The sequence below is a fragment of the Intestinimonas sp. HCP28S3_D6 genome (assembly GCF_052065695.1).
GTDB lineage: Bacteria > Bacillota > Clostridia > Oscillospirales > Oscillospiraceae > Intestinimonas.
Genome location: NZ_JBQHTM010000024.1, coordinates 1 through 24136, shown reverse-complemented (window position 1 = coordinate 24136; position 24136 = coordinate 1). Strand labels below are relative to the sequence as shown.

At 62.9% G+C, this 24136-nt stretch carries 22 protein-coding genes; 4 read left to right on the top strand and 18 right to left on the bottom strand.

The window, feature by feature from the left end; all coding sequences use genetic code 11:
* Positions 1-16: 16 nt before the first annotated feature.
* The 6 genes from ACTNBK_RS09495 to ACTNBK_RS09470 form a co-directional block, all read right to left on the bottom strand.
* Complete coding sequence (locus ACTNBK_RS09495) at positions 17-1594, bottom strand: oligopeptide/dipeptide ABC transporter ATP-binding protein (RefSeq protein ID WP_441145562.1); 1578 nt, start codon at positions 1592-1594, stop codon at positions 17-19.
* Entirely contained in the window at positions 1591-2568 is a 978-nt protein-coding gene (locus ACTNBK_RS09490; RefSeq protein WP_294513227.1) for an ABC transporter ATP-binding protein, read from the bottom strand. The genes ACTNBK_RS09495 and ACTNBK_RS09490 overlap by 4 nt, the downstream gene beginning before the upstream one ends.
* Before the next feature lie 26 nt (positions 2569-2594).
* Positions 2595-3437, bottom strand: coding sequence for an ABC transporter substrate-binding protein (locus ACTNBK_RS09485; RefSeq protein WP_441145560.1), 843 nt, complete (start codon positions 3435-3437; stop codon positions 2595-2597).
* A gap of 208 nt (positions 3438-3645) precedes the next feature.
* Entirely contained in the window at positions 3646-5247 is a 1602-nt protein-coding gene (locus tag ACTNBK_RS09480; RefSeq protein ID WP_441145558.1) for an ABC transporter substrate-binding protein, read from the bottom strand.
* Positions 5248-5311: 64 nt separating this feature from the next.
* Entirely contained in the window at positions 5312-6229 is a 918-nt protein-coding gene (locus ACTNBK_RS09475; RefSeq protein ID WP_441145556.1) for an ABC transporter permease, read from the bottom strand.
* Positions 6230-6244: 15 nt separating this feature from the next.
* On the bottom strand, positions 6245-7186 hold the full coding sequence (locus tag ACTNBK_RS09470; protein WP_294513214.1) for an ABC transporter permease: 942 nt from the start codon (positions 7184-7186) through the stop codon (positions 6245-6247).
* A gap of 342 nt (positions 7187-7528) precedes the next feature.
* On the opposite strand from ACTNBK_RS09470, the gene ACTNBK_RS09465 reads away from it, so the two are divergent.
* The 3 genes from ACTNBK_RS09465 (at position 7529) to ACTNBK_RS09455 (ending at position 9052) form a co-directional block, all read left to right on the top strand.
* Positions 7529-7693 (top strand): hypothetical protein, encoded by a 165-nt coding sequence (locus ACTNBK_RS09465; RefSeq protein WP_441145554.1) that lies wholly within the window; start codon positions 7529-7531, stop codon positions 7691-7693.
* A 136-nt stretch (positions 7694-7829) separates the two neighbouring features.
* Positions 7830-8222, top strand: coding sequence for a LytTR family DNA-binding domain-containing protein (locus ACTNBK_RS09460; RefSeq protein ID WP_441145552.1), 393 nt, complete (start codon positions 7830-7832; stop codon positions 8220-8222).
* A gap of 14 nt (positions 8223-8236) precedes the next feature.
* Positions 8237-9052, top strand: a complete 816-nt coding sequence (locus ACTNBK_RS09455) for a DUF3021 family protein (protein ID WP_441145550.1) — start codon at positions 8237-8239, stop codon at positions 9050-9052.
* Between the two features lie 227 nt (positions 9053-9279).
* On the opposite strand, the gene mnmE is transcribed toward ACTNBK_RS09455, so the two are convergent.
* The 11 genes from mnmE to ACTNBK_RS09400 form a co-directional block, all read right to left on the bottom strand.
* A complete protein-coding gene (gene mnmE / locus ACTNBK_RS09450) occupies positions 9280-10674 on the bottom strand; it encodes a tRNA uridine-5-carboxymethylaminomethyl(34) synthesis GTPase MnmE (protein WP_441145548.1) in 1395 nt (464 codons plus the stop codon).
* A 357-nt stretch (positions 10675-11031) separates the two neighbouring features.
* Positions 11032-12432 carry an NAD(P)/FAD-dependent oxidoreductase gene (locus ACTNBK_RS09445; protein ID WP_441145546.1) on the bottom strand — a complete coding sequence of 467 codons (1401 nt, stop codon included), beginning with the start codon at positions 12430-12432 and terminating at the stop codon, positions 11032-11034.
* Positions 12433-12593: 161 nt separating this feature from the next.
* Positions 12594-13412 (bottom strand): C40 family peptidase, encoded by an 819-nt coding sequence (locus ACTNBK_RS09440; RefSeq protein WP_441145544.1) that lies wholly within the window; start codon positions 13410-13412, stop codon positions 12594-12596.
* 6 nt (positions 13413-13418) lie between these two features.
* Positions 13419-14240 carry a serine hydrolase gene (locus ACTNBK_RS09435; RefSeq protein ID WP_441145542.1) on the bottom strand — a complete coding sequence of 274 codons (822 nt, stop codon included), beginning with the start codon at positions 14238-14240 and terminating at the stop codon, positions 13419-13421.
* A complete protein-coding gene (locus ACTNBK_RS09430) occupies positions 14237-15160 on the bottom strand; it encodes a S66 peptidase family protein (RefSeq protein WP_441145540.1) in 924 nt (307 codons plus the stop codon). The genes ACTNBK_RS09435 and ACTNBK_RS09430 overlap by 4 nt, the downstream gene beginning before the upstream one ends.
* A 36-nt stretch (positions 15161-15196) precedes the next feature.
* Positions 15197-16135: an ATP-binding cassette domain-containing protein gene (locus tag ACTNBK_RS09425; RefSeq protein WP_294513186.1), complete on the bottom strand. Its 939-nt coding sequence runs from the start codon at positions 16133-16135 to the stop codon at positions 15197-15199.
* Positions 16122-17183: an ABC transporter ATP-binding protein gene (locus ACTNBK_RS09420; RefSeq protein WP_441145538.1), complete on the bottom strand. Its 1062-nt coding sequence runs from the start codon at positions 17181-17183 to the stop codon at positions 16122-16124. Before ACTNBK_RS09420 ends, ACTNBK_RS09425 begins: the two co-directional genes overlap by 14 nt.
* 12 nt (positions 17184-17195) lie before the next feature.
* Complete coding sequence (locus tag ACTNBK_RS09415) at positions 17196-18239, bottom strand: ABC transporter permease (protein ID WP_294513179.1); 1044 nt, start codon at positions 18237-18239, stop codon at positions 17196-17198.
* Positions 18240-19181, bottom strand: a complete 942-nt coding sequence (locus ACTNBK_RS09410) for an ABC transporter permease (protein WP_294513176.1) — start codon at positions 19179-19181, stop codon at positions 18240-18242.
* A gap of 137 nt (positions 19182-19318) precedes the next feature.
* The gene (locus ACTNBK_RS09405; protein ID WP_441145535.1) at positions 19319-21247 is read right to left on the bottom strand and encodes a peptide ABC transporter substrate-binding protein; all 1929 of its coding nucleotides are present in this window, start codon (positions 21245-21247) and stop codon (positions 19319-19321) included.
* Between the two features lie 106 nt (positions 21248-21353).
* The gene (locus ACTNBK_RS09400; protein ID WP_441145533.1) at positions 21354-22442 is read right to left on the bottom strand and encodes a dipeptide epimerase; all 1089 of its coding nucleotides are present in this window, start codon (positions 22440-22442) and stop codon (positions 21354-21356) included.
* A 303-nt stretch (positions 22443-22745) separates the two neighbouring features.
* On the opposite strand from ACTNBK_RS09400, the gene ACTNBK_RS09395 reads away from it, so the two are divergent.
* Positions 22746-23738 carry a helix-turn-helix transcriptional regulator gene (locus tag ACTNBK_RS09395; protein WP_441145531.1) on the top strand — a complete coding sequence of 331 codons (993 nt, stop codon included), beginning with the start codon at positions 22746-22748 and terminating at the stop codon, positions 23736-23738.
* A gap of 88 nt (positions 23739-23826) precedes the next feature.
* Here the strand turns inward: ACTNBK_RS09395 and ACTNBK_RS09390 are convergent, their stop codons facing one another.
* Positions 23827-24030, bottom strand: a complete 204-nt coding sequence (locus ACTNBK_RS09390) for a hypothetical protein (protein WP_441145529.1) — start codon at positions 24028-24030, stop codon at positions 23827-23829.
* Positions 24031-24136 lie beyond the last annotated feature (106 nt).

Here is a 24136-nt window from a genome sequence, read left to right as displayed (position 1 = left end):
GAAATGAAAGTGGTCCTTATTTCTTGTCGTAGAGGTGGCAGGCCACGAAATGGCCGGGCTCCTGCTCCACGATGGGGGGCTTCTCCTTGGTGCAGATGTCCATACACTTGGAGCAGCGGGTGTGGAAGGGGCAGCCCTTGGGGGGATTCATGGCGCTGGGCACGTCGCCCTCCAGCACCGACTCGGTGGAGTGCTCCTGGCCGATCTTCAGCCGGGGCACGGCGGCCAGCAGGGAGTCGGTATAGGGGTGGAGGGGGTTGTGGAAGAGCTCCTTGCTCTCGGCCAGCTCACAGACGTTGCCCAGGTACATGACCACGATGCGGTCGCAGAAGTGCTTGACCACGCCCAGGTCATGGGTGATGAAGAAGTAGGTGAGATGCTTCTCCACGCTCAGCTCGTTGAGGAGCTGGAGGATCTGGGCCTGGACGGACACGTCCAGAGCGGAGACGGACTCGTCCAACACCACGAACTTGGTGTCCAGGGCGATGGCCCGGGCGATGCCCACGCGCTGCTTCTGGCCGCCGGAGAGGGCGTGGGGATAGGAGTAGTAGTGCTCCCGCTTCAGGCCCACCTTTTCCAGCAGCTCCATCACCTTTTCCTTCCGCACATCGGCGGGGTAATCGGTGTTGATGACGTAGACCTCTTCAATGGACTTGCCGATGGACTGCCGGGGGTCCAGGCTGGCGGCGGGGTCCTGGAAGATCATCTGCATCTCCCGGCGCATGTCCCGCATCTCTTCCTTGGTGAGCTTGCCCAGGTTGATGCCGGTCTCATAGTTGCCGTCCAGCTTGGCCTGGTAGGCGGGGTCCAGAGTGCGCTCGGTGATGGGGAGAACGTCCTTGCCGTGGTAGTCCTGCCAGGCCTTCACCCGGAAGCCCTTGGCGGCCTCCACGTGGCCCTGGGCCTCCTTATGGGCGGCCTCCATCTTCTCCTTGAGGGCGGTGTCGGCCTTGCCGGCCACCCGGCCCTCCTCGTACTGCTTCTCCAGCTCCCGGAACTTCCGGATAGACTCGGCGGCCTGGGCGGTCTCCTTCTGGGCCTTGTCGTAGAGGGCCTGGATAGCGGGCAGGTCCTTGCAGAGAATGAGCGAGCCCACGGTGCGGGAGCCCTCACGCAGCTGCCGGGAGGCGTCCTTCTTCAGCTCCTTGGACTTGAACTCCAGGGCGCTGAGCTTCTTCTGGAGGGCGGCCTCCTTCTTGACCTCCTTGTTGGAGCCCAGGGCGGAGAGGGCGTCGATCTCCTTTTTCAGGACCTCCGCCTTCTTGTCCACCTCCAGAGACTTCTGATAGAACTCCCCGGCCTTCTTCTGGTACTCGGGCAGCTTGGCCACCTCTTTGGCCAGGTATTTGGGGCACATCTCGTCCCGGGTGCGGCCGTGGTAGATGCACGCGCCGCTGGTCTGGGGGTAGAGCTGGAGGATGACGCGGCCCAGGGTGGACTTGCCGCAGCCAGACTCGCCCACCACGCCGAACTTCTCCCCCTCGTAGATGGAGAAGGAAACGTCCTCCAGAGCCTTGATGCTCACGCCCCGGCGGACGGGGAAGTATTTTTTCAGCTTCTTGAGCTCCAGAAGCACCTTTCTCTCGTCACTCATTTCCTGTGCTCCTCCTCCACTTTGTGGCAACATACCAGATGGCCGGGCTCGATCTCCAGCTCGGCGGGGACCTCCGTCCGGCACCGCTCGGTGGCGTAGGGGCAACGGGGGTGGAACCGGCAGCCGCCGATGTCCTCGGTGATGTTGGGGAAGGTACCTGGGATGGGCTGGATGTCGAAGTCATCCTCATCCACGTTGGGCACCGCCTTCATGAGGCCGATGGTGTAGGGGTGGAGGGGCTTGGCGAAGATGGTCTCGATGCTGCCCTCCTCCACCTTCCGGCCGGAGTAGAGAATGATAACCCGGTCGGCGATCTCGGCCACCACGCCCAGATCGTGGGTGATGAAGAGAACGCCGGTGCTCACGTCCTTCTTGAGCTTGTTGAGGAGCACCAGCACCTGCTTCTGGATGGTCACGTCCAGGGCGGTGGTGGGCTCGTCGGCGATGAGCAGGCTGGGCTCCACCGCCATGACCATGGCGATCATGATGCGCTGCCGCAGGCCGCCGGAGAGCTGGAAGGGGTACTGCTTCATCCGGTCCTCCGGGTTGGCGATGCCCACCTTCTCCAGGTAGGTGACGGCCACCTTCCAGGCCTCCTCCTTGCTGAGCCCCTTGTGGAGGCGCAGGCCCTCGGTGAGCTGCCGGCCGATGGTCAGCAGGGGGTTGAGGGCGGTCATGGGCTCCTGGAAGATCATGCCCATCTGCTTGCCCCGGAGGGCGTTGCGCTCCTTGGGGGACATAGTGGTGAGCTCCTGGCCGTTGAGCTTGATGCTGCCCGAGACCACACGGCCGTTGTTGGGCAGCAGGTCCATGATGGACAGGGTGGTGACGCTCTTGCCGCAGCCCGACTCGCCCACCATGCATACGGTCTCGTTTTCGTTGATGTCGAAGGAGATGCCCCGCAGCACCTCGTATTCCTTTTTGCCGATCCGGAAGGTGGTGACCAGATCCTTCACCTCAAGCACTTTTCCCATAGGAAGATCTGCCTCCTTGCTGTGTCCTAAGGTCTGGCCTCCGCCCGGGGCGGGGAACAGACCTTAAGACACATGTCCATGTGTCTTAAGATCCGGTGGACCCGGCGGGCAGCCGCCCGCCGGGGACCGGGAGTAGACTCATCGGTGATGATGGTCATGGTCACGTCCTTGATGGCGGGTTTCTCGCCCCAGTACTCCTCATTCCGGGTCAGCACCACGTTGGAGCCGGACACGGAGGAGACGAACTTGTAGGGGCCGGTGCCGCAGGGCTCCACCATCAGGTCCTGGTTCTGCTGGGCGGTGGGGGAGACGATGGCGGAGTTGGTGTGGGCCAGCTTGGCGGTGAACACACCGTCCTCATAGAGGAGGTGGAACAGGATGGTGTAGTCGTCGGGGCACTCCATGGACTCGATGGAGCCGGCAATGGAGGCGCGGGAGGAGCCGAATTCAGGGTCCTTGATGAGGTCGAAGGTGTACTTCACGGCCTCGGAGTTGAAGGGGGTGCCATCGTGGAAGGTGACGCCCTCCCGCAGCTTCACGGTGACGGTGAGGCCGTCCTCGGAATACTCGGGCATATCGGCGGCCAGCAGAGGCACATACTCATCGGTCTCGGGATCGATGCGGTACAGGGTCTCATAGATCTGGGCGTTGACGTAGGTGGAGGCGGAGTCGTTGGTCCGCAGGGGGTCAAAACCGGTAAAGGCGGCGGTGAGGGCCACGTTGAACATCTTGCCGTCGGTAGCGGCGTCGCCGCTGCCGACGGCGGAAGTCTCGGTGGCGGGGGTGGTGGTGCCGCTGCAGCCGGCCAGCAAAGAGACAGACAGGGCGCAGGCCGCGGTCAGGCTGAGCAGCTTTTTCCAGGATCTCATTTCTACTTTTCTCTCCTTTTGATTTTGTTATATGTCACCACAATGGGTGGGCATATCAACCTAAAAAGCGGGGAGATAGGGCTGCCGGAGCAGCGCCGGTATCCTTCCCCATGTCAGGCGCCGCCTTTTCGAGGGGGGTCCTACGTGACAGAGTGGTTCCCGGCGGGCGGAGCGGCCCGCCGGGACCTGTCATACACCTGCGCGGTGCTCAGCTGGCGTACTGGAAGTCCTTCACATAGAAGGTGCCGCCGGGATCGCGGGTGATGTTGGTGTACTCGCTGCTGTAGCAGAAGAGGTTGGTGGAGTGATAGATGGGCTGGACATAGGCCTCGTCCTGAAGCAGGTCGTTGCAGGCCACCAGGTTTTCGGTACGCACCGCCAGGTCGGTGGTGGTCTTGCTGGCCTCGATGTAGCTGTCCACCAGGGCCCAGTCATCCTCGTCCAGGCGCACGCGGCGCTGGCCGTTCACAGAGTGGAAGTTGGGCTCCATGAGCTCAGAGCCGTCGCGGGTCACGTTGGACCACGCGGCCAGGGTGATGTCAAAGCGGTTGTCCACCTTACTCTCGGTGAGCCAGGCGGACCAGTCGATGGTCTCGATGTTCACATTGTTGAAGCCGGCCTGGGTCAGGCTGGACTGGAAGTACTCGCCCATCTTGGAGTAGGCGGGGGTGGAGGGCACCAGGAAGCAGATCTCCTCATCGGCCCAGCCGGGGTGGGCGTCCAGAATGGCCTTGGCGCCCTCGGGGTCGTAGGCGATGTTGTGGGTGGTGGCCTCCTCGTCGTAGCCCACGATCTTGGGCCCGATGATGGAGGTGGCCACGTTGGCGTAGCCCTGCATCATATACTCCACATAGCCCTCCTTGTCAATGCCCTTGGCCAGAGCGATGCGGAAGTCCTTCTCGGCCATGATGGGGTTGACGGAGGAGGTGCTGCGCATGGTCAGGTAGTAGACCTGAGCGGCCTCGGAGGTGGCCACGGTGAGGGCGGAGTTGTTTTCCACACGGGAGAGCTGCTCCACACTGATGTTGGGCATGAAGTCGGCCTCGCCGGTCTCCATCCGGGACACGGCGGTGGACTCGTCGGAGATGATGGTCATGGTGATGTCCTTGATGGCGGGCAGGTCACCCCAATAGTCCTCGTTCCGGGTCAGCACCACGTTGGAGCCGGACACGGAGGAGACAAACTTGTAGGGACCGGTGCCGCAGGGCTGGGTCATCAGGTCCTGGTTCTGCTGGGCGGTGGGGGAGACGATGGCCGCATTGGTGTGGGCCAGCTTGGCCAGGAACACGCCGTCGTCATAGAGCAGGTGGAAGACGATGGTGTAGTCATCGGGGCACTCCATGGAGTCGATGGAGTTGGCGATAGAGGCGCGGGCGGAACCGAAGTCGGGGTCCTTGATGAGGTCGAAGGTGTACTTCACAGCCTCAGAGTTGAAGGGGGTTCCGTCGTGGAAGGTGACGCCCTCCCGCAGCTTGATGGTGACGGTGGTGCCGTCATCAGAGTACTCGGGCAGGTCGGCGGCCAGCAGAGGGGTGCTCTCGCCGGTCTCGGGGTCGATGCGGTAGAGGGTCTCGTAGATCTGGGCGTTGACGTAGGTGGAGGCCGAATCATTGGTCCGCAGGGGGTCAAAACCGGTGAAGGGTGCAGTGAGCGCGATGTTGAACATCTCTCCTGCAGCGGCCTCATTGCCGCTTTCGGTACCGGCAGGCGCAGCAGAACTGGGGGTCGTCGTGCCGCTGCAACCAGCCAGCAGAGAGACAGACAGAACACAGGTCGCGCTTAGGGTAAGCAGCTTTTTCCATAACTTCATTTTTCTTCTCTCCTTTTGATTGGTTTTATATGACGCCGCCTTTGGCTGACATATCGGTTGGTGCTCAGTCCTTCAGACTGGGGTCCAGAATGTCCCGGAGCTTATCGCCCAGGATGTTGAAGCAGATCACCGTAATCATCACGGCGATGCCGGGGATGAAGATGAGGCTGGGGGCGTCCCACAGGTACTGCTTGCCCGCGGCGATCATGCCGCCCCACTCGGGCTGGGGCGGGACCACACCCATACCCAGATAGCTTAGGGTGGAGATGGAGATGATGGAGGTGGCCATACGCATGGTGGCGATGACGATGATGACGGGCAGGCAGTTCTTGAGAATGTGGATGAAGATGATGCGGGAGTCCTTGGCGCCCAGGCTGCGGGTGGCCATGATGTAGTCCTCCTCCTTGACCTGGAGGACCTTGCCGCGGACCATCCGGGCAAAGCTGGGGATGGACCAGATGCTGATGGCCAGCATGGCGTTGAAGGTGTTGACGCCCAGCATGGCGATGATGAGCATGGCCAGCAGGATGCCGGGGAAGGTGAAGAGCAGGTCCATGACGCGCATGATGGGGTTATCCAGCCGCTTGTAGTAGCCGGCCAGCAATCCGCACACCACGCCCACCGCCAGGCCCATGGCGGTGGAGACGAAGCCCACCATCAGGGAGACCCGGCCGCCGTAGAGGAGGCGGGAGAGGACATCCCGGCCGTAGTCGTCGGTACCCAGGATGTGGCCGGGGACATACTGCTCGTTGGGATTATAGCCGGGGGCCTCGGGGTCGGTGACCACGGTCCACTGGGCCCAGAAGCCGGGCCGCAGGCGGATGGAGGGGTCCTGCTCGTCATAGCCGTAGGGGGCGATGACGGGGGCCAGGACCACCAGGACGATCTCCAGGATCAGAATGATAAAGCAAAGGGTGGCCAGCTTGTTCTGAAAGAGCTTTCGAAAGGCCACGCGGATGGGGTTTCCGTGTTTGTTGTCCATCGTGTGTGTCCCTCCTTATTCGTAGCTGATCCGCGGGTCGATGACGCAGTAGAGGATGTCCACGATCAGGTTGATGACAATGAAGATCGTGGCGATAACCAGGACCGTGCTCTGGACCACGGGGTAGTTGCGGTTGTTGATGGCGGTGATAAGATAGGTGCCCACGCCGTTGATGACAAAGACCTGTTCGGTGATGATGGCGCCGCCCAGCAGGCCGCCGAAGCTGGTGCCGAACTGGGTTACCAGGGGGATGAGGGCGTTGCGGAGGGCGTGGCCGAAGATGATGGTGCTCCTCTTCAGGCCCTTGCTCTTGGCGGTGCGGATGTAATCGGACTGGAGCACGTCCAGCATGGCGGAGCGTCCGATGCGGGTGAAGCTGGCCACGGTGGCGGTGCTCAGGGCGATGGCGGGGAGGATGGCCTCCCGCAAGCCCGTGGGCGTCCAGAAGTAGTGGGTCATGCCGCCGGTGGGCAGCCAGCCAAGCTTTACCGCAAAGACGTACATCAGCAGGGTGCCCAGCAGGAAGTTGGGGATGGAGATGCCCACCAGGGAGCCGGTGGTGAGGATGTTGTCGGTGAGCTTGTCCTTCTTCAGGGCAGTGATGATGCCGCAGGGGATGCCCACCAGCACCGCAATGATGATACTGGCCGTGGCTAGGTTGAGGGTGTTGGGCAGGCGGACCAGGATCTCATCCAGAATGGGCTGCCGGGTGGTGTAGGAGGTGCCCAGGTTCAGGGTGAGCAGATTCCTTAAATAAATGAAATACTGCACAAAGAAGGGCTTGTCCAGTCCCAGACTGGCCCGAACCACTTCGATGTCGGCATCGGTGGCACTGGGACCGGCCACCATGGCCGCCGGATCACCCGGAGCAATGTAAAGGCTGGCGAATACGATAAAGCTCATGCCCAGCAGCAGCAGGAACATCAGCAGGATCCGCTTGATGATGTATCTTCGCATGACGACGCCTCCCGAGAGATAAGCGCCCACGGTCCGTCCCTGGCGGTCAACCGTGCGGCAATAATTGCTTATAATGATAAATCGCGCAACAAAATTTTGCAACACTTTACAGTAGCATATTGTTAAAGTTTCTATTTTCTACAATTTTAGACGGAGCAAAATAAATATTTTTAGCAAATTAGCTCATAATTTGGAATTTTATTTCATTCATTTATTTGCTCTTGTGTCCACCGGTTAGAACTTTTTGACAAATTGGTCCTTCCACATAAGGCGCAAATATTTATAATATTCTCAACGGAGAAACGAACAGACTGTATTTTCCATGGTTGAAAGGAGTCCCGAATGGGGACGTTCAGGCATGGGGCACTTGATTTTATGCAGATCTTCCAGAACATTTATCTGGAGCGGCGGGACATCCATGAACTACCCCTGAAAAATTACAACGACCTGGCCATACTGGAATGGGAGTTGGCCCAGTGCCAGAGCGCCGCTTTCCCTCAGGAATGACCGTCTGTGTGTACTTTTGGACCGTCTGTCCCCTTTTCGTGGACAGGCGGTCCTCTTTTTCGTATACTGAGGGCGAAAGGAGGGGGCTTCCATAGACGTAAAGGTACGCATTGACCCCGCCGCCCCAGGTCTCTCCGTGACCATCACCGCCCCCGCCATGACCGACGAGGTCCGGGCCCTGGCCGCCCGCCTCTCCACTCGGGACGCCCTCCTCATGGCCTGGGCCGGGGAGACCGCCATCCCCCTCCGGGCGGAGGACATTCTCCGCTGCTATGGGGAGGACAAGGGGGTGAAGGTCCAGACCACCCGGGGCGTCTACGACCTGCGGGAGCGGCTCTATGAGCTGGAGGGCAGGCTGGACCGGCACACCTTCGTCCGCATCTCCCACTCGGAGATCGTCAACCTCAAAAAGGTCACCGCCCTGGACCTCTCTCTCACCGGCACCATCCGCATGACTCTGGCCGGGGACACGGTGTGCTATGTCTCCCGGCGGTATGTGAAAAAAATCAAAGAGGCCCTGGGCCTCTGAAAGGAGGAATCACCGTGCTCTTTCCCGACAAAAGGCAGGCTGCCAAGCGGGGCTTGGCCGGCGGCCTTCTAGGGGCGGCGGGCTGCCTGCTCCTGGCCTTCCTCACCCAGCCCGGCGCCCTCTTCACCGGCTCCCTGAGCCTGGATTTCACCTTCTGCTACAATGCCCACGTGCCGGAGGCCCTGGGGGCAGCGCTGGGCCTCCTCCTCTGGTCCGCCTTCGGCGCCGAGGTCGGCGTGGCCACCCTGCCCTTCGCCGACGATGGGCCCGCCCTGGTCCGCCGCACCTTCCTCCATTTCGCCGCCATGGCCGCCACCCTCTCCCTGTGGGTTCTCCTCAACTTTCAGGCCGCCCAAATCCCCTTTTTCCTTCTCCTCCTGGCCCTGGTCTATCTACTGATCTGGCTGGGACGCTGGGTGGGCTGGTACGCCGAGGTGGCCGCCATCCGGGAGAGGCTGGGCCTCTCCCCGGGCTCCTCCCCCCTGAAGTGGAAAGAAACTCTGCCCTATGCCCCCTTCGCCCTCTTTCTCTGCCTCCTGCTCCCCGCCGCGCTGTCCCTCTTCGACGCCCCCGACGTGCCGGTGCTCACCGGTCTTGTCTACCTCTATCTGCTCCTCCCCGTGGGCAGCTTCTGCTCCGGCCTCTCCCTAGCCGAGCGGCAGGGCCTCTGCCCCCTCTACCCCCTCCTATGTGCCCTCTGCTTCCTGGCAGCCGTCCCCCTGGTCTACAACGCCAGCGCCCTCCCCTTCTGCGCCGTGACCCTCTGCGCCTCCGGGCTGGGGGAACTGACCGGCTGGCTTTTGGCCCAGAGGAGGGGCAAGCGGAAATGAGACTCATCTTTCCATCCCCTCGTCCTGTGGTTCCGTGGGCGCGTCCAGGAGGCCGCACCCCATATATCCTCCGGAAAAGATAAAACAGCGGGCGCTGACGATGGCAGCGCCCGCTTTCCGTTTCCTATTCCATTGACCTATCGTCACCGGGCAAAAGCGCCGGTCCCGCACGGCAATCAGAGCGGTACCAAAGTTCTTTTTGGTTCTTTTTCTTACAAGAAAAAGAACTACTTGCCGACGCAGAAGCGGGAGAAGATACGCTCCACCACGTCCTCCCGGATGGTCCGGCCGGTGAGTTCGGCCAGGGCCTCCACGGCCCCCTCCACGTCGGTGAGGACGGCGTCGGGGGTGACCCCGGCCAGGAGTCCCGTCTCGGCCTCCCGCAGGGCGGCCAGAGCCGCCCCGGCCGCCTGGGCCTGCCGGGCGTTGGTGAGCATGGCCCCGGCCTCGCCGCCGCTCCCCTGGGGAAAGAGCCGGGCCACCGCCGCCCCCAGGTCCTCCAGCCCAGCCCCCGTCTTGGCACTGAGCCGGACCACCGGCGGCGCCTCCTCCCCGTGGACGGAGAAGCCCCGGTCCCGACCCTGTGGCAGGTCGGCCTTGGTGAGCACCAGCACCACCCGGGAACAGTGGGCGGCGGCCTCCTCCCAGAGGGCCAGCTCGGCCACCAACCGGTCGGTGTCGTCCCCGGGGTCGGAGCCGTCCATGAGCACCAGGGCCAGCTCGGCCCCGGCCAGGGCCGCCCGGCTCCGCTCCACCCCAAGCCGCTCCACCGGGTCGTCGGTGTCCCGGAGCCCCGCCGTGTCAATGAGCCGCAGCAGCACGCCCCCCACCACACACCGCTCCTCCACCGTGTCCCGGGTGGTACCGGGAATGTCGGTGACGATGGCCCGCTGGTAGCCCAGCAGGGCGTTTAGGAGGGAGGACTTGCCCGCATTGGGCAGGCCTACGATGGCGCAGGGCACCCCCCGGGTCAAAAACTTCCCCCGGTCGTAGGTGGCCAGCAGCTCCTCCAGCCCCCGCTCCGCCGTCTCCAGGGCCGCCTCCAGCTCCTGGGCGCGGAAGGGGTCAATGTCCTCGTCGGGGTAGTCCAGCACGGCGTGGAAGTGGGCCAGCAGGTCCACCAGACCGCTGTAAATCCCCTCCACCCGCCGGGACAGGGCCCCGGTGAGCTGCCCCGCCGCCGTCCGGACGGCCTGGGGCGTCTCCGCTTCCAGCAGGTCGGCCACCGCCTCGGCCTGGGTCAGGTCCAGCTTGCCATTGAGGAAAGCCCGCTGGGTAAACTCACCCGGCTTTGCCGGCCGGGCCCCGGCGGCGTAGAGAGCCTCCAGGCCCAGGGAGAGGACCACCGGGGCCCCGTGGCACTGGAGCTCCGCCGTGTCCTCCCCGGTGTAGCTGTGTGGGGCCCGGGACACCGTGGCCAGCACCTGGTCGATGACGTTCCCCTCCTGATCCAGCAGGGAGCCGTACACCAGACGCCGGTCCTCCGTCCCGGTAAGGGACCTCCCGCTCCTGGCCCGGAAAACCTTGTCGGCACACTCCACCGCCCCCGGCCCCGACAGCCGCAGGACCCCGATGGCGGAGGGCACCGCCGGTGTGGAGATGGCCGCGATGAGCTCTGACATGATCCGAACCTCCCTTACATTTCCGTGTCTTTATGGCCTTTTGTAAATTTGGCGAAAATGCCGCGCAACTTCCCCTTGACAGTCGTTTTATGTCTACCCCTATGAATAATCCACTTTTCCACGTTTACATAAACATATGTGGATAACCCTGTGGAAAATGTGGAAAACCCTTGTGGAAAGCCGCTTTCTCTCTGGGGCGCATGTGGACTGCGAATGAATACCACCCGAATATTCAATGTAGAAAAAAGCGCCGCCGTTGGGCGGCGCTTCTGAGCCTGCCGGCATCTGCCGGCAGGCTCTCTCGCACGTACAGGCACGCTTGCGCTGGGCTTTGCTCCGGTTCCCGTCAAATCTACCTCAGACCTTTTCCCGCAGACGCCGGGAGATCACCTGGGCCACCTTCACGCCGGAGGCGCCCGCCTGGGCCAGGCCGCGGGTGATGCCGGCGCCGTCGCCGATGGCGAACATGCCGGGCAGCTTGGTCTCCAGCTCGGGGGTCAGGGTGAGGCGGGAGGAGTAGAACTTGACCTCCGCGCCATAGAGGAGGGTATCGTAGTTGGCGGTGCCGGGGGCGATCTTGTCCAGCTGGTAGATCATCTCGATGATGTCGTCCAGCTGCCGCTTAGGCAGCGCCAGGCTGAGGTCGCCGGGGACAGCGGCGGTGAGGGTGGGCCGGGTGAAGGACTTGCTCATCCGGTGGGCGTTGGTGCGCATCCCCTTCACCAGGTCGCCGAAGCGCTGGACCAGCACGCCGCCGGCCAGCATGTTGCTGAGGGAGGCGATGTGCTTGCCGTAGCGGTAGGGCTCGTTGAAGGGCTCGGTGAACCGGTTGGACACCAGCAGGGCGAAGTTGGTGTTCTCGCTCTGGAGGGCGGGGTCGGCGTAGGAGTGGCCGTTCACGGTGTTGATGCCCTCCACGTTCTCGGCCACCACGTGGCCGTAGGGGTTCATGCAGAAAGTGCGGACCTGGTCGCCGTACTGCTTGGTGCGGTAGACCAGCTTGGACTCGTAGACCACGTCGGTGATGTGCTCAAAGACCCGGGCGGGCAGCTCCACCCGGACGCCGATGTCCACCTGGTTGTTGATGAGGGTGATGCCCAGGCGCTTGCACTCGTTGGCGAACCACTCGGCGCCGGAGCGGCCGGGGGCGGCGATGAGCCAGTCGCAGCACACATCCTCCCCCTTCTCCAGGCCCAGGCGGTAGCCGCCGTCGGCGGTGTCGATGGTCTTGACGGTGGTATTGAACCGGAATTCGATGCCCTTCTTCAGATCCTCATAGATGTTCTGGAGGATGAGCAGGTTCTTCTCGGTGCCCAGGTGCTTGCACCGGGCCTGGAGCAGGTGGAGGTCAAACTCCAGGGCCTTCTTCTCCAGGGCCTTGGCCTCGGGGGTGGCGGTGGAGAACATCTCGGTGGTGGCGCCGTGGGCCACATTGATGGAGTCCACATACTCGATGAGGTCCATGACCTCCTTGGCGTCCATAAAGTCGGTGAGCCAGCCGCCGAAGGCGGTGGTAAAGTTGAACTTGCCGTCGGAGAAGGCGCCGGCGCCGCCAAAGCCGCACATGGTGTCACAGACCTTGCACTGGATGCAGTCCTTCACCTTCCCCGCCACGATGGGGCAGCTGCGGCTGTAAATGTCCCGGCCCTGCTCCAGGACCACCACCTTCAGTCCGGGGTTCTGTTTCATCAGCTCGTAACCTGCGTAGATACCGGCCTCTCCACAGCCAATGATGGCAACGTCGTATCTCTCGCTCATGATGCGCTCTTCTCCTTTGTCTGTTCTTTCCGTCCCATATCCATGGGGACATACTACTTCTAGTATAGTATAGCATGTTTTGTCAAGTCTACGCCACTTCTCCGCAAAAAACGCCCCTCCCATCGGGGAGGGGCGCTGAGCATGCTCAGATGTTCGGGATCTTAAAAGACGGTGCCTACGGCGGTCATGCCCTGGTCCAGGTCGGCCCGGTAGTCCGGATCGGTGGGATTGAGGCTGTTGATGACCACGCCGTCGCTGCCGTTTTTCGCGGTGGAGTGGAGGTACTTCCCCTCTCCCAGGTACATGGCCACGTGGCCGGGGAAGAAGAGGAGATCGCCGGGCTTCATGTCTGCCCGGGGGATCTCGTGGACGGGGAAGCCCTCCTTGATGTTGGCGTCCCGGTAGATGACCACCCCGTTGAGGAGGTAGCTCATGGAGACCAGCCCCGAGCAGTCGATGCCCATGGGGGTCTTGCCGCCCCAGCGGTAGTGAGCTCCCTGGTAGGTAAGGGCGGTCTCCACCACTGCCTTCCGCAGCTGTTCCGGGTCCTCAAACCGGGGTTTTTCGTAATATTCCCCAAGGAAACTACATTTCGTATAGCCCTCCCGGCCATCGGGCAGCTCCACCCGGAGCCAGCCGTCGGCGTTGGGGGTGCCCACCGGGGAGAGGATGGCCCCCCGGGTGAGGGTGGCCAGGGGGAAGCAGGCCACGGCGGGGCCGGAGAGGACGTCACAGATGCCCTTCAGCACCACCTGCTTGGGCCGCTCAGTCCAGCGGCGGACCAGGTGGTCACCGGTGAGGACGTGCTCCGCCCGGAGGTAGCCCTCGTAGCGGTAGGGCGCCCGGGCCAGGTACCAGCCGGGACGGACCTCCTCCAGGAGCTCCACCACCATGCCGGCCAGGACCTCGTCGGCCCGCTCGCACTGGAGCTGGGGCCGGCTCATAAGGGGACAGACGGGTTCAATGACGATGGCTTTCATATCCGTTCAGCCTCCCGTGCAGAATGCCGGCGCCGGGGCGCCGTAGGTGTCGTAAATGGCCTTGCCCAGACGACCGATGAACTGTTTTTGGCGGTTATCGCCCTCGGGGCTGGGGCCGTCCCAGGTGAAGATGCCCAGGAACCAGTCGCCGCCGGGCTGGAAGAAGACACCGGCGTCATGGCTGAGGTAGTCCAGGCCGCCGGTCTTGTGGGCGAAATCCACGGGGTAGGGGTTGTAGCGCAGGATGTCGTCCATGGACCGCTGGCGGCGGAGCATGTCCAGGGCCACGGCGGTGAGGGACTCGTTTAAAATCTCCCCCCGGCACAGCTTGCGGTAGAGGGCAAACTGGTCGGCGGCAGAGGTGTAGTTGTTCCGGCCGGCGGCGATGGCGTCCCAGTCGAGCATCTGCCGCTGGCACACCGTGTGCCGGAGACCCAGCACGTCCCGGGCGTAGGCGTTGATGGCGTCGTAGCCCACGGTGGAGATGACCCGATTGGTGGCGGTGTTGTCGCTCTCCACGATCATCCAGTAGAGGAGCTCCCACAGGGAGCGGCTGGTGGGGCCGTACTCAAAGACCTGGGAGTCCTCCAACAGCACCTCGGCGGGCAGATCCAGGGTCTGGCCCAGGGAGAGCCGGCCCTGCCGCACCTCCTCCAGGGCGGCCAGGAGCACCGGCACCTTGATGGTGGAGGCCGACACCACCTGGGTGTCCGGCTCCAGGGCCCAGAGGACCTTGCCGCTCTCCACCTCGCCCACCAGCACGGCGGTCTTGCAGGGGAAGGCGGCGATCTCCTGTTTCAGATAGGTATCCAATGCTTGCTCCGTCATGACGGAAGCACCTCCAGTCGTCCGGTATCGGCGTCCATGGCGGCCATGGCGCCCAGGGGCAGGGACAGGTTGGGCAGGCTGTGGCCGCAGGCCAGGTCGGAGAGGACCGGCTTGCCCGCAGGGACGATGAGCTCCCGGAAGACCTCCTCCAGGGTGAGGGAGCGCTCCGGGTCCTCGGGGGGGCAGTCTGTCCAGTCCCCCAGGATCACCCCGGCGCAGTCCCGGAATTTTCCGGCGTTCCGGAGCTGGGTGAGCATGCCGTCGATGCGGTAGACCTTCTCCCCCACGTCCTCCAGGAAAAGGAGCTTTCCCTTCGTGTCGATCTCCCAGGGGGTACCCAGGGAGGCGGAGAGCAGGGACAGATTGCCGCCGCACAGCCGCCCCATGGCGCTGCCCGGGGAGAGGGCGGTGAGGGGCCGCCCGGCGGGGTTCTCCACCGGCCCGGTCAGGGAGCCGAAAAGGCAGCGCCGCAGCCGGGACATGGTGAGCTCGTCCACCGGCTGGTAGTAGTCGGAGGCGGGCATGGGTGCGTGGAAGGTGACAAAGCCGCAGATCTGGTTGAAGGCGGTGTGGAGGGCTGTGATGTCGCTGTACCCGGCGAAGAGCTTGGGCCGGCGGGCGATGGCGTCCAGGTCCAGCAGGGGGAGGAGGCGGTGGGCGCCGTAGCCTCCCCGGAGGCAGAGCACCCCGTCAATGGAGTCATCGGCGAAGGCGGCCTGGAGGTCGGAGGCCCTTTGGGCGTCGTCGGCGGCGAAGTAGCCGTGGCGGCTGGTGGCATAGCAGGAGGGGTAGGGGACCGGCTCCAGGCCCAGGGCCTTCACGGCGTCCTGGGCGGGCCCCAGCCGGTCGGCGGCCACGGCGGAGCTGGGGGCCACCAGGGCCACCCGGGCGCCGGGGTAAAGGGGGTTGGGAACGATCATTTCCTGGTCACATCCAATATCTGGTGAAGTGGCAGCTCACAGCTTGGCCCGGTAGGCGTCCAGCTCGGCCCGGCTGCCCCGGACAAAGTGGCCGGACTCCACCTCCTCCCACAGGGGAGGATTCTGGTCGGAGTAGCCGTGACAGCTGGGGTCGTAGACCTCCAGCACCTTCTGCCGTTCAGAGATGGGGTCGGGCTGGGGAATGGCAGAGAGGAGCGCCCGGGTGTAGGGGTGGAGGGGATGGGCAAAGAGCTGCTCGGTCTCGGCCAGCTCCTGGAGCTCCCCCTTGTAGATGACGGCGATGCGGTCGCAGATGAAGCGCATCACAGAGAGGTCATGGGCAATAAAAAGATAGGTGAGGCCCCGCTCCTTCTGGAGCTTGGACATGAGGTTGAGGACCTGGGCCCGGATGGAGACGTCCAGGGCGGAGATGGGCTCATCGGCGATGATGAACTCCGGGTCCAGGATCAGGGCCCGGGCGATGCCGATGCGCTGGCGCTGGCCGCCGGAGAACTCGTGGGGGAAGCGGCTGGCGAACTCGGGCAGGAGGCCCACGTCGCTGAGGGCCTTGGCCACCTTCTCCTCCCGCTGGGCCTGGGTGAGGTGGAGCTTCTGGGCATAGAGGCCCTCGGAGACGATGTAGTCCACCTTGGCCCGCTCGTTGAGGGAGGCCATGGGGTCCTGGAAGATCATCTGGATCTTCCGGGTAACAGTGCGGTCCACCTCGTGGCTCACTTTTCCGTTGATCTTCTCTCCCTGGAACCACACCTCGCCGCCGGAGGTGGGATGGATGCGGATGATGGCTCGGCCAATGGTGGTCTTGCCGGAGCCCGACTCACCCACCAGGCCGAAGGTCTCCCCCTTGTGGATCTGGAAGGAGACATGTTTCACGGCGTGGAAGGGCTTGCGGCGGGAGCCGAAGTCCACGCACAGGTCCTTGACGTCCAGCAGGACGTTGGCGTCAGGCTTGACCACGCAGACGCACCCCCTGTTCTCTGAGCTGTTTGATATGCTCCGGCGGCTCCACCTTGGGGGCCCTGGGGTCCAGGAGCCAGGTCCGGGCCTTGTGGGTGGGGCTGACCTCAAAGTAGGGAGGCCGCTCCACAAAATCGATCTTCAGGGCCTGGGGATTCCGGGGGGCAAAGGCGTCGCCCTTGACCTCATTAAAGAGGTTGGCGGGCGCGCCGGCAATGGAGTAGAGGGGCTCCCCCTTGATGCCCAGCTGGGGCAGAGAAGACAGCAGCGCCCAGGTGTAGGGGTGGCGGGGGTCGTAGAAGACCTCCTCACAGGTGCCGATCTCCACGATATCCCCGGCGTACATCACGGCGATGCGGTCGGCCACGTTGGCCACCACCCCCAGGTCGTGGGTGATGTAGATGGTGGTGAGGCCGTACTGCTTCTGAAGGGCTTTGATGAGCTCCAGGATCTGGGCCTGGATGGTCACATCCAGAGCGGTGGTGGGCTCGTCACAGATGAGAATCTTGGGCCGGCAGGCGATGGCGATGGCGATGACCACCCGCTGGCGCATGCCGCCGGAAAATTCATGGGGATACTGCTTGTAACGGCGCTCCGGATCGTCGATGCCCACATGGGTCAGGGTCTCCAGCACCACCTTCCGGGCCGCCTCGCCCTTGAGGCCCTGGTGGAGGACCACCGCCTCCTCGATCTGCTTGCCGATGGTCTTGAGGGGGTTGAGGGAGGTCATGGGGTCCTGGAGGACCATAGCGATCTCTTTGCCCCGGATGGCCTGCCACTCCTTTTCGGAGCGCAGCTTGGCCAGATCCATGCCATTCTGATAATGAATCGTGCCGCTTTCAATGGTGCCGTTCTGATCGGTGAGACCCATAAAGGTCTTGGTAAAGACGCTCTTACCTGAGCCGGACTCGCCCACAATGGCCAGGGACTCCCCCTGATAGAGGTCCAGGGAGACGTCGCGGATGGCGTGCAGGGTGCGGCCCCGGAGGGTGAATTTCACATTCAGATCCCGGACCGACAAAATGACGTCATGTTCTTTTTGTTCCATCTGCACACCTCCTCAGCTGACGTGATTTTTCGGGTCCGCCGCGTCGGCAAAGGCGTTGCCGATGACATAGAAGCAGACGGTGACGAAGGACAGGGCCACACAGGGGATGATGAGCTGATAGCTCAGGGAGGGCGTGGTCATCAGGGCCTTACCGGCGATGATGAGGGTGCCCAGGGAGGGGGTATAGACGGGCAGGCCCAGGCCGATGTAGGTGAGAAAGACCTCGTCGGTGATGGCGGTGGGCACTGCCAGGGCGGCCCGGAGCATGATGATGGACACCAGATAGGGCAACAGGTTGCGGTAGACGATACGGGGCGTGCTGCTGCCCAGGCAGCGGGAGGCCAGGTTATAGTCCCGGTCCCGGATGATGACCACCTGGTTACGGACATACCGCGCCATCTTCAGCCACCCCACCAGACACATGGACAGGATGATGGTGCTCATGGAGGGCCGCAGGATGTAGGAGATGAGGATGAGGATGATGGTCCGGGGCACATTGTCCACGATGTTGTAGGCAGAGGTGAGGAACTGATCCAGCCGGCGCACATAGCCCCACAGCACCCCGACGGTGATGCCGATGATACACTCGGAGAGGGCCACCACGAAGCCGATGAAGAGGCTGGTCCGGGTGGCGTACCAGGTCCGGGACCACAGGTCCTGGCCCAGGTTGTTGGTGCCCAAGATGAAGCCCTCTACCTCGCCGGGCTGCTTATTGGAGAGGGGCATGCCCGTCTCCTCGTTGTAGAAGATCTCGGTGGGGTCCTTCTGGTCGGGGAGGAAGGGCTGGATGAAGGTAAAGAGGAGCATGAGCCCCAGCAGGATGATGAGCAGGCGGGCAACCTTGTTGCGCCAGAAAATGCGCAGGGTGGAGCGCCAGTAAGAGTAGTTGGAGTAGCCTGTCCGCTCGGCGGCAGCGGCGTCATAGTCGGCCAGAGTAAAGAGCTGGGGGTCCAGGGCGTCGATCTCGGCCTGGGTGAGGCCTTTGGCCTTCTTCGCCAGGTCCTCCTCCAGAGAGGTGGCCAGCTTGTCCAGCTTGCGTTTTCCGATCTGCGGCATTTAGCGTCCCCCCCTTTCCTGACCCAGCTTGATGCGCGGGTCGGCCAATGTCATAAAGAAATCGCCCAGCAGCAGCCCCAGAATGCCCACGCTGGCAAAGATGAGCACCAGGGCCTGGACCATGGCGTTGTCCTGTCGCTTGATGACGTCCACCAACAGTCCGCCCATACCAGGCACCGAGAACAGGGACTCCACGTAAATGGAGCCGATGATGGTGTTGAGGAAGGAGGTGGGCAGCAGCTGGATGATGGGCACAAAGGCGTTGCGCAGGACGTGGTGGTACATGATGTCCCGGCGGGAGACGCCCTTGGCCATGGCCAGCTTCACATAGTCGGAGTTGAGCTGGTCCACCATATACCGGCGCATCCACATGGCGTACTCGGCAATGTTGGCCAGGGAGAGGCACAGGATGGGCAGAATCCAGCTGGTGGGGTCAGAGCGGCTGTATAGCATGGGCAGAGCCAGAGAACGGGAGCCCACCATCTGGATGACCAGATAGTAGACCACCACGGGCACAGCATTGAGCAGCACGATGAAGCCGGTGCCCAGCTTGTCGGGCAGACGGCCCTTGTAGCGGCTCATGACCACACCAAGTGGAATGCCCACCACCAGGGAGAGGACCATGGCCATGCAGCCCAGGGTGAGGGAGACGGGAATCTTCCGGGCCAGGATCTCAGTGACGGGCACGTTGGGCTGGTAGATCCAGGAGGTGCCCAGGTCGCCGTGGAACAGGTCCCGATAGAACCGGAACAGCTGCACCGGCAGAGGATCGGTGAGTCCCAGGTTCTCCAGGCCGTTCTGAATCATCTCCGGGGTCATCTTGTCGAAGTTGGGGAAGTAGCCCTCAATGGGCATGAGGCGCATAAGGGAGAAGATGACAGCCGTGATGATGAAAAGTGCCACCACAGCGAAGGCCAGGCGTTTTAATATGTATTTCAGCATGGGGGCGCTCCTTTCGGGATACAGATTGTATGTTGAGACGAGAGCGCTGAAAACGCTCTCGTCTCAACATACAAAGCCCGGACGGCGGGGACGTGTCCGGAGAATACGGACACGTCCCTCTTGCCCGGCGCGAGGGATCAGCTCTCAGCGGCAGCGGCCTCCAGGGCAGCCTGGCGGTCGGCCTCCCACTGCTCATACTGGGCGTAGTACTCGTCCATGCTGATGGGGGTATCCAGCAGGTGGGCACCCTCATAGCGATAGCTGGACACGCCGAAGGGGGAGAAGGGCCGGTCGAAGACGGACAGGTCGGAGACCACGTAGCCGTTGTCGGCCTGGCGGTGGAAGGGGATGACGATAGCGTGGTTGATGAGGAAGGCCTCGGCGTTGGCAAAGGCGGTGTAGCGCTTCTCAATGTCCAGCTTCTCGTTCTTGCCCTCCTGGACCATCTTGATGTAGACGGTCTCGGGGGTGCCGATGAACTTCTCATCGTCGAAGACGCCGGCGGCCATATCCTCCGCGGTATAGGTGTAGCCGGTCAGCAGGTCAGACTGAGTGGTGAGCTCAGGCCAGCTGTAGGTGTAGCCCAGGCTCCAGGGGTCGGAGTAGGTCTCCGGATCGGCGTAGTCGGGGCCCCAGTTGCACAGCATGAGGGAGTACTCGCCGCTCTTACGGACCTCAGCCAGGAAGTTGGTGGAGGGGCCGGCCTCCACGGTGATGTCGATGTAGTCGGTGCCCAGCAGGCTCTCCAGCTGCTGCTCAATGATCTGGCAGCTCTCGCCCCAGTAGGGGGTGGCGGGGTTGTAGGGCATGAGGATCTTGATGGGGAAGGTGGCGCCGGCGGCGGTGAGCTCCTCCACGGCCTGCTCCTTATACTGCAGGGCCAGCTCCTCGTTGAAGGGATCGGTGTTGGAGATGGCGGCCAGATCGCCCATCTGGGTGTAATCCACGCCGTTGTAGTCCACGAAGCCCTCGGGGGTGATGGTGCGGATCAGGTTGGCCTCGGTGTTGTAGGGCTCGTAGGGATACTCGGCCTTCTGACGGTCAATGCCGTAGGCGATGGAGAGGCGGAAGGCCTCGTTGTTGACGGCGATCTTCCAGTTGTCGGGCTCAAAGGACTCGTCCATCTTGGGATCGAAGTTGAAGAGCCACCAATAGGTGTAATAGGAGGTACGGGTGGGCCGGACCATATCCTTGGTGGTGTCGTCCTCCAGCCAGGCCTCCAGCAGCTCGGCGGGGATCTTGGCCTGGTCCACGGAGCCCTGCTTATACATGTCGGGGGCCAGCTTGTTGGCCTCGCTGTTGTAGGTGCGCTCGATGCGCTCGATGTAGACGTTGTCGGCGTTCCAGTAATTGGGGTTCTTCACCCACAGCTGGCTCTCCTGGGGGTTGAACTCCTGGCAGATATAGGCGCCGTTGTAGAGCAGGGTGTCAGCGCTGGTACCAAAGCGGTCCCCGACCTCGGCCAGGAAGTCGGCGTTCACGGGCATAAAGCACACATAGCTGAGCATGGACAGGAAATAGGGGGTGGGGGCATTGAGGGTGTACTCCACCGTCATGTCATCCACTGCGCGGACACCGATCTCATTGGGATCGGTGACGGCGCCGGAGTAGTACTCCTGGGCGTTCTTCACCACGCTGGAAACAATGTCGAAGGTCTTGGAGTCGTTGGCGGGGTCACAGACGTACTGGAGGCCGGTGACAAAGTCCTGGGCAGTGAGGTCGGCGTATTCGGAGCCATCACTGCGGTACCACTTCACCCCTTCCCGGAGGGTGAAGGTCCAGGTGAGGCCGTCCTCACTGGTGGTCCAGTCGGTGGCCAGACCTCCATGGGCCACGCCGAATTCGTCGTACTGGATCAGGGTGTCCACGAAGTTGGCGCACAGCTCAAATTCGGTGGCCTGAGAGGTCACCAGATAGTTGAGCGTGGTAGCCTCAGAGGCGTACAGCTCGCGGAAGGTGGTGGAGGCCTGGCTGTCTCCGCCTTCATCGCCGCCGCCGCAGGCGGCCAGACTCAGGGTCATGGCGCCGGCCAGCAGGAGGGCCGTCCATCGGGTGGTTCTTTTCATGCTTTCTCCTTCTTTCCTTTTCATTTTGGGGCGGTCCGTCCGCCCGCCGGGTCCATCAAAAGCCGCCATGCGGCGCTGATGCGGAAAAATAGAGCCTCTCTTTGGCTCAATGCCAGTCCTCACAGGGGACATTGGTCACGCCGATGCCGGGGTCGTCGCTCATGCGAATGACGGCCTCGTCAAAGACCGGCCCGCCGGTGAATGGGTCCTCGGCACACAGGGAGGGACCGTCCAGGTCACAGCGGGTGATGACGCTCCGGCCCGCCGCCAGATGGGCGGCGGCGGCCACCGACAGCCGGGACTCCAGCATACAGCCGATCATGCACTCCACGCCGTAGATCTCGGCCACGTCACAGATCTTTAGGGCCTGCCAGATGCCGCCGGTTTTCATGAGCTTAATGTTGATGAGGTCGGCCGCCCCCCGGCGGATGATCTCCACCGCGTCGGCGGGGGAAAAGACCGACTCGTCGGCCAGGATGGGGGTCTGCACCCGGCTGGTCACATAGACCATGCCCTCCAGATCGTGGGCGGGCACGGGCTGCTCCACCAAGTCAATGTCCAATCCCTTGTCCTCCATGGCCGAGATGATGGCCACCGCCTCCTTGGCCCGCCAGCCCTGGTTGGCGTCCACCCGGAGCTTCACGTCGGGACCCACCGCGCCGCGGATGGCCGCCATGCGCTCCACATCCGCCTTGGGGTCCTTGCCTACCTTGATCTTCAGGATGCGGTAGCCCCGTTCCACCGCCTCCAGGCTGTCCTTCACCATCTCCTCCACCGGGTTCACCGAGATGGTAAGGTCGGTCTCCAGCTCCCGCCGGGCGCCGCCCAGGGCCCGCCACACCGGGATGCCGTACCGCTTGCCCCAGAGGTCGTAGAGCGCCATGTCCACCGCCGCCTTGGCGGTGGTGTTCTTCACCATGCAGGCCTGGAGTTTTTTCATCACCCCGTCCAGGTCCTCCACCTCCATGCCCACCAGAGCGGGACGGATGAAGTCCCGGACGGCGCACTCTACGGAGCCCATGGTGTCGCCGGTGATGACGGCGGTGGGGGGCGCCTCGCCGTAGCCCACCTGTCCGTCGTCGGCCACCACCATCACCACCACATCCTCCAGATGGGTGACGGTACGCAGGGCCGTCTTAAAGGGGTGGCGCAGCGGCAGGGAAATGCGCCCGGTCCGTATATCCTGAATCACCATGGGTCATACCCCCTGAAATGAAATTTCAAAATTTCCAAGTTTCATGATTTGAAAATTTATTTCACTCTGAGACTTCACTTAGGTGAATTGTACCATCTCTTTCCCTGCTTGTAAAGAGACAAACTGACCGCGAGCGACCTCTCACCCCCTCTCCAACTCCTGGCACATGCAATTTTTACTTGTCAAAGCTGCATTGTTGGGGGGCCACCCCCAAAAAAGAATTTTCTTCCAAGTTATATAAAAGTCCTTTTTTTAGGACTTTTATTCTGGTAAGATAGAAAAACAGAGAGGAGGCGATGTCCGATGGCCAGAGGTGCGGGACAAAAGCAGAAGCTCCTGGTGCTCCAGCGGATGTTGCTGGAACACACGGATGAAGAGCATCCCATGACCACCCAGGCGCTGATTGACGGTCTGGCGGCCCAGGGGATCCCGGCGGAGCGCAAGAGCATCTACGACGACATGGAGGTGCTGCGGCAGACCGGTCTGGACGTTCAGAGCCGCAAGGGAAAGGACCCGGGCTGGTTCGTGGGAGGCAGGGCCTTCCAGCTTCCGGAGCTCAAACTGCTGGTGGACGCGGTGCAGTCCTGCAAATTTATTACAAAACGGAAGAGTGACGACCTCATCCGCAAGCTGGAGGGCCTCACCAGCGTCCACCAGGCCCGGCAGCTCCAGCGGCAGGTCTACGTGGACCGTCGGGTCAAGACCATGAACGAGAGCGTCTACTACTCCATCGACAAGCTCCACACCGCCCTGGCCGCCGGAAAGGCGGTGACCTTCCGCTACTTCGATTACGACGTAAAGAAGGAGAAGGTCTTTCGCCGGGGCGGCCGGCGGTACACCGTCTTTCCCCACGGTCTCATCTGGAACAGCGAAAATTACTACCTGGTGGGCTGGGACGGCGCCAAGAAAGAGGTCCGCCACTACCGTGTGGACAAGATGGCGGAGCTGGCCGTCACCTGCCTGAAGCTGGAGGAGGGGGAGGACCTGGACCGGTCCAGCTTCGACATGGCGGCCTATGCCGCCAAGCACTTCGGCATGTTCAGCGGCCGGGAGGGCAAGGTCCGCCTGCGCTGCGCCAACAGCATGGTGGGGGTCATGCTGGACCGATTCGGCCAGGAGGTCATTCTAGTCCCTGACGGCCCCGACCACTTCACCCTGACGGTGGACGCGGTGGTCTCCCCCCAGTTTTACGGCTGGCTCTTCGGCCTGGGGGAGGGGGTGGCCCTCACCGGCCCCGACTGGGCGGTGGAGGACTACCGGCAGCAGCTCCGGGCCGCCCTGGGGCAGGACCAATGAACAAAGAAGCCTGTCGAAAAAGCCAAAACGGCTTTTTCGACAAGCTGAAGGGCAGGGCTCCCTATGGGAGACCTGCCCTTTTTCCTGTTTACTGTGCCGCCTTTAGCTCCTCCGGCCAGTACCACTGGCGACTGCCATCGGGAAAGAGGACCCGGAAGAGTCCGCTCTCCCCCCGCTCGATGACCTTTCCCTCCGGGGACACCACCGGACGGCACCCCACAAAGGTCCTGCCACGGACCACCACCCGGCTCAAAAGCCCAATGGCGGCCGTTTCCACAGCTGCTGTGTGCATGTTCGCTTCTCCTTTCCGCATAGGGCATTCTTCCACAGCCTATGTGCAAAAGCCTGCGCACATGCGGAAAACCGGGGGGGGGGGGGGGGCGGGGGGGGGGGGGGGG

What these genes read in the sequence shown, in the direction of transcription:
- ACTNBK_RS09495 (WP_441145562.1), bottom strand. Translation starts at nt 1,594, where the DNA reads ATGAGTGACGAGAGAAAGGTGCTTCTGGAGCTCAAGAAGCTGAAAAAA.
- ACTNBK_RS09490 (WP_294513227.1), bottom strand. Translation starts at nt 2,568, where the DNA reads ATGGGAAAAGTGCTTGAGGTGAAGGATCTGGTCACCACCTTCCGGATC.
- ACTNBK_RS09485 (WP_441145560.1), bottom strand. Translation starts at nt 3,437, where the DNA reads ATGAGATCCTGGAAAAAGCTGCTCAGCCTGACCGCGGCCTGCGCCCTG.
- ACTNBK_RS09480 (WP_441145558.1), bottom strand. Translation starts at nt 5,247, where the DNA reads ATGAAGTTATGGAAAAAGCTGCTTACCCTAAGCGCGACCTGTGTTCTG.
- ACTNBK_RS09475 (WP_441145556.1), bottom strand. Translation starts at nt 6,229, where the DNA reads ATGGACAACAAACACGGAAACCCCATCCGCGTGGCCTTTCGAAAGCTC.
- ACTNBK_RS09470 (WP_294513214.1), bottom strand. Translation starts at nt 7,186, where the DNA reads ATGCGAAGATACATCATCAAGCGGATCCTGCTGATGTTCCTGCTGCTG.
- ACTNBK_RS09465 (WP_441145554.1), top strand. Translation starts at nt 7,529, where the DNA reads ATGGGGACGTTCAGGCATGGGGCACTTGATTTTATGCAGATCTTCCAG.
- mnmE (WP_441145548.1), bottom strand. Translation starts at nt 10,674, where the DNA reads ATGTCAGAGCTCATCGCGGCCATCTCCACACCGGCGGTGCCCTCCGCC.
- ACTNBK_RS09445 (WP_441145546.1), bottom strand. Translation starts at nt 12,432, where the DNA reads ATGAGCGAGAGATACGACGTTGCCATCATTGGCTGTGGAGAGGCCGGT.
- ACTNBK_RS09440 (WP_441145544.1), bottom strand. Translation starts at nt 13,412, where the DNA reads ATGAAAGCCATCGTCATTGAACCCGTCTGTCCCCTTATGAGCCGGCCC.
- ACTNBK_RS09435 (WP_441145542.1), bottom strand. Translation starts at nt 14,240, where the DNA reads ATGACGGAGCAAGCATTGGATACCTATCTGAAACAGGAGATCGCCGCC.
- ACTNBK_RS09430 (WP_441145540.1), bottom strand. Translation starts at nt 15,160, where the DNA reads ATGATCGTTCCCAACCCCCTTTACCCCGGCGCCCGGGTGGCCCTGGTG.
- ACTNBK_RS09420 (WP_441145538.1), bottom strand. Translation starts at nt 17,183, where the DNA reads ATGGAACAAAAAGAACATGACGTCATTTTGTCGGTCCGGGATCTGAAT.
- ACTNBK_RS09415 (WP_294513179.1), bottom strand. Translation starts at nt 18,239, where the DNA reads ATGCCGCAGATCGGAAAACGCAAGCTGGACAAGCTGGCCACCTCTCTG.
- ACTNBK_RS09410 (WP_294513176.1), bottom strand. Translation starts at nt 19,181, where the DNA reads ATGCTGAAATACATATTAAAACGCCTGGCCTTCGCTGTGGTGGCACTT.
- ACTNBK_RS09405 (WP_441145535.1), bottom strand. Translation starts at nt 21,247, where the DNA reads ATGAAAAGAACCACCCGATGGACGGCCCTCCTGCTGGCCGGCGCCATG.
- ACTNBK_RS09400 (WP_441145533.1), bottom strand. Translation starts at nt 22,442, where the DNA reads ATGGTGATTCAGGATATACGGACCGGGCGCATTTCCCTGCCGCTGCGC.
- ACTNBK_RS09395 (WP_441145531.1), top strand. Translation starts at nt 22,746, where the DNA reads ATGGCCAGAGGTGCGGGACAAAAGCAGAAGCTCCTGGTGCTCCAGCGG.
- ACTNBK_RS09390 (WP_441145529.1), bottom strand. Translation starts at nt 24,030, where the DNA reads ATGCACACAGCAGCTGTGGAAACGGCCGCCATTGGGCTTTTGAGCCGG.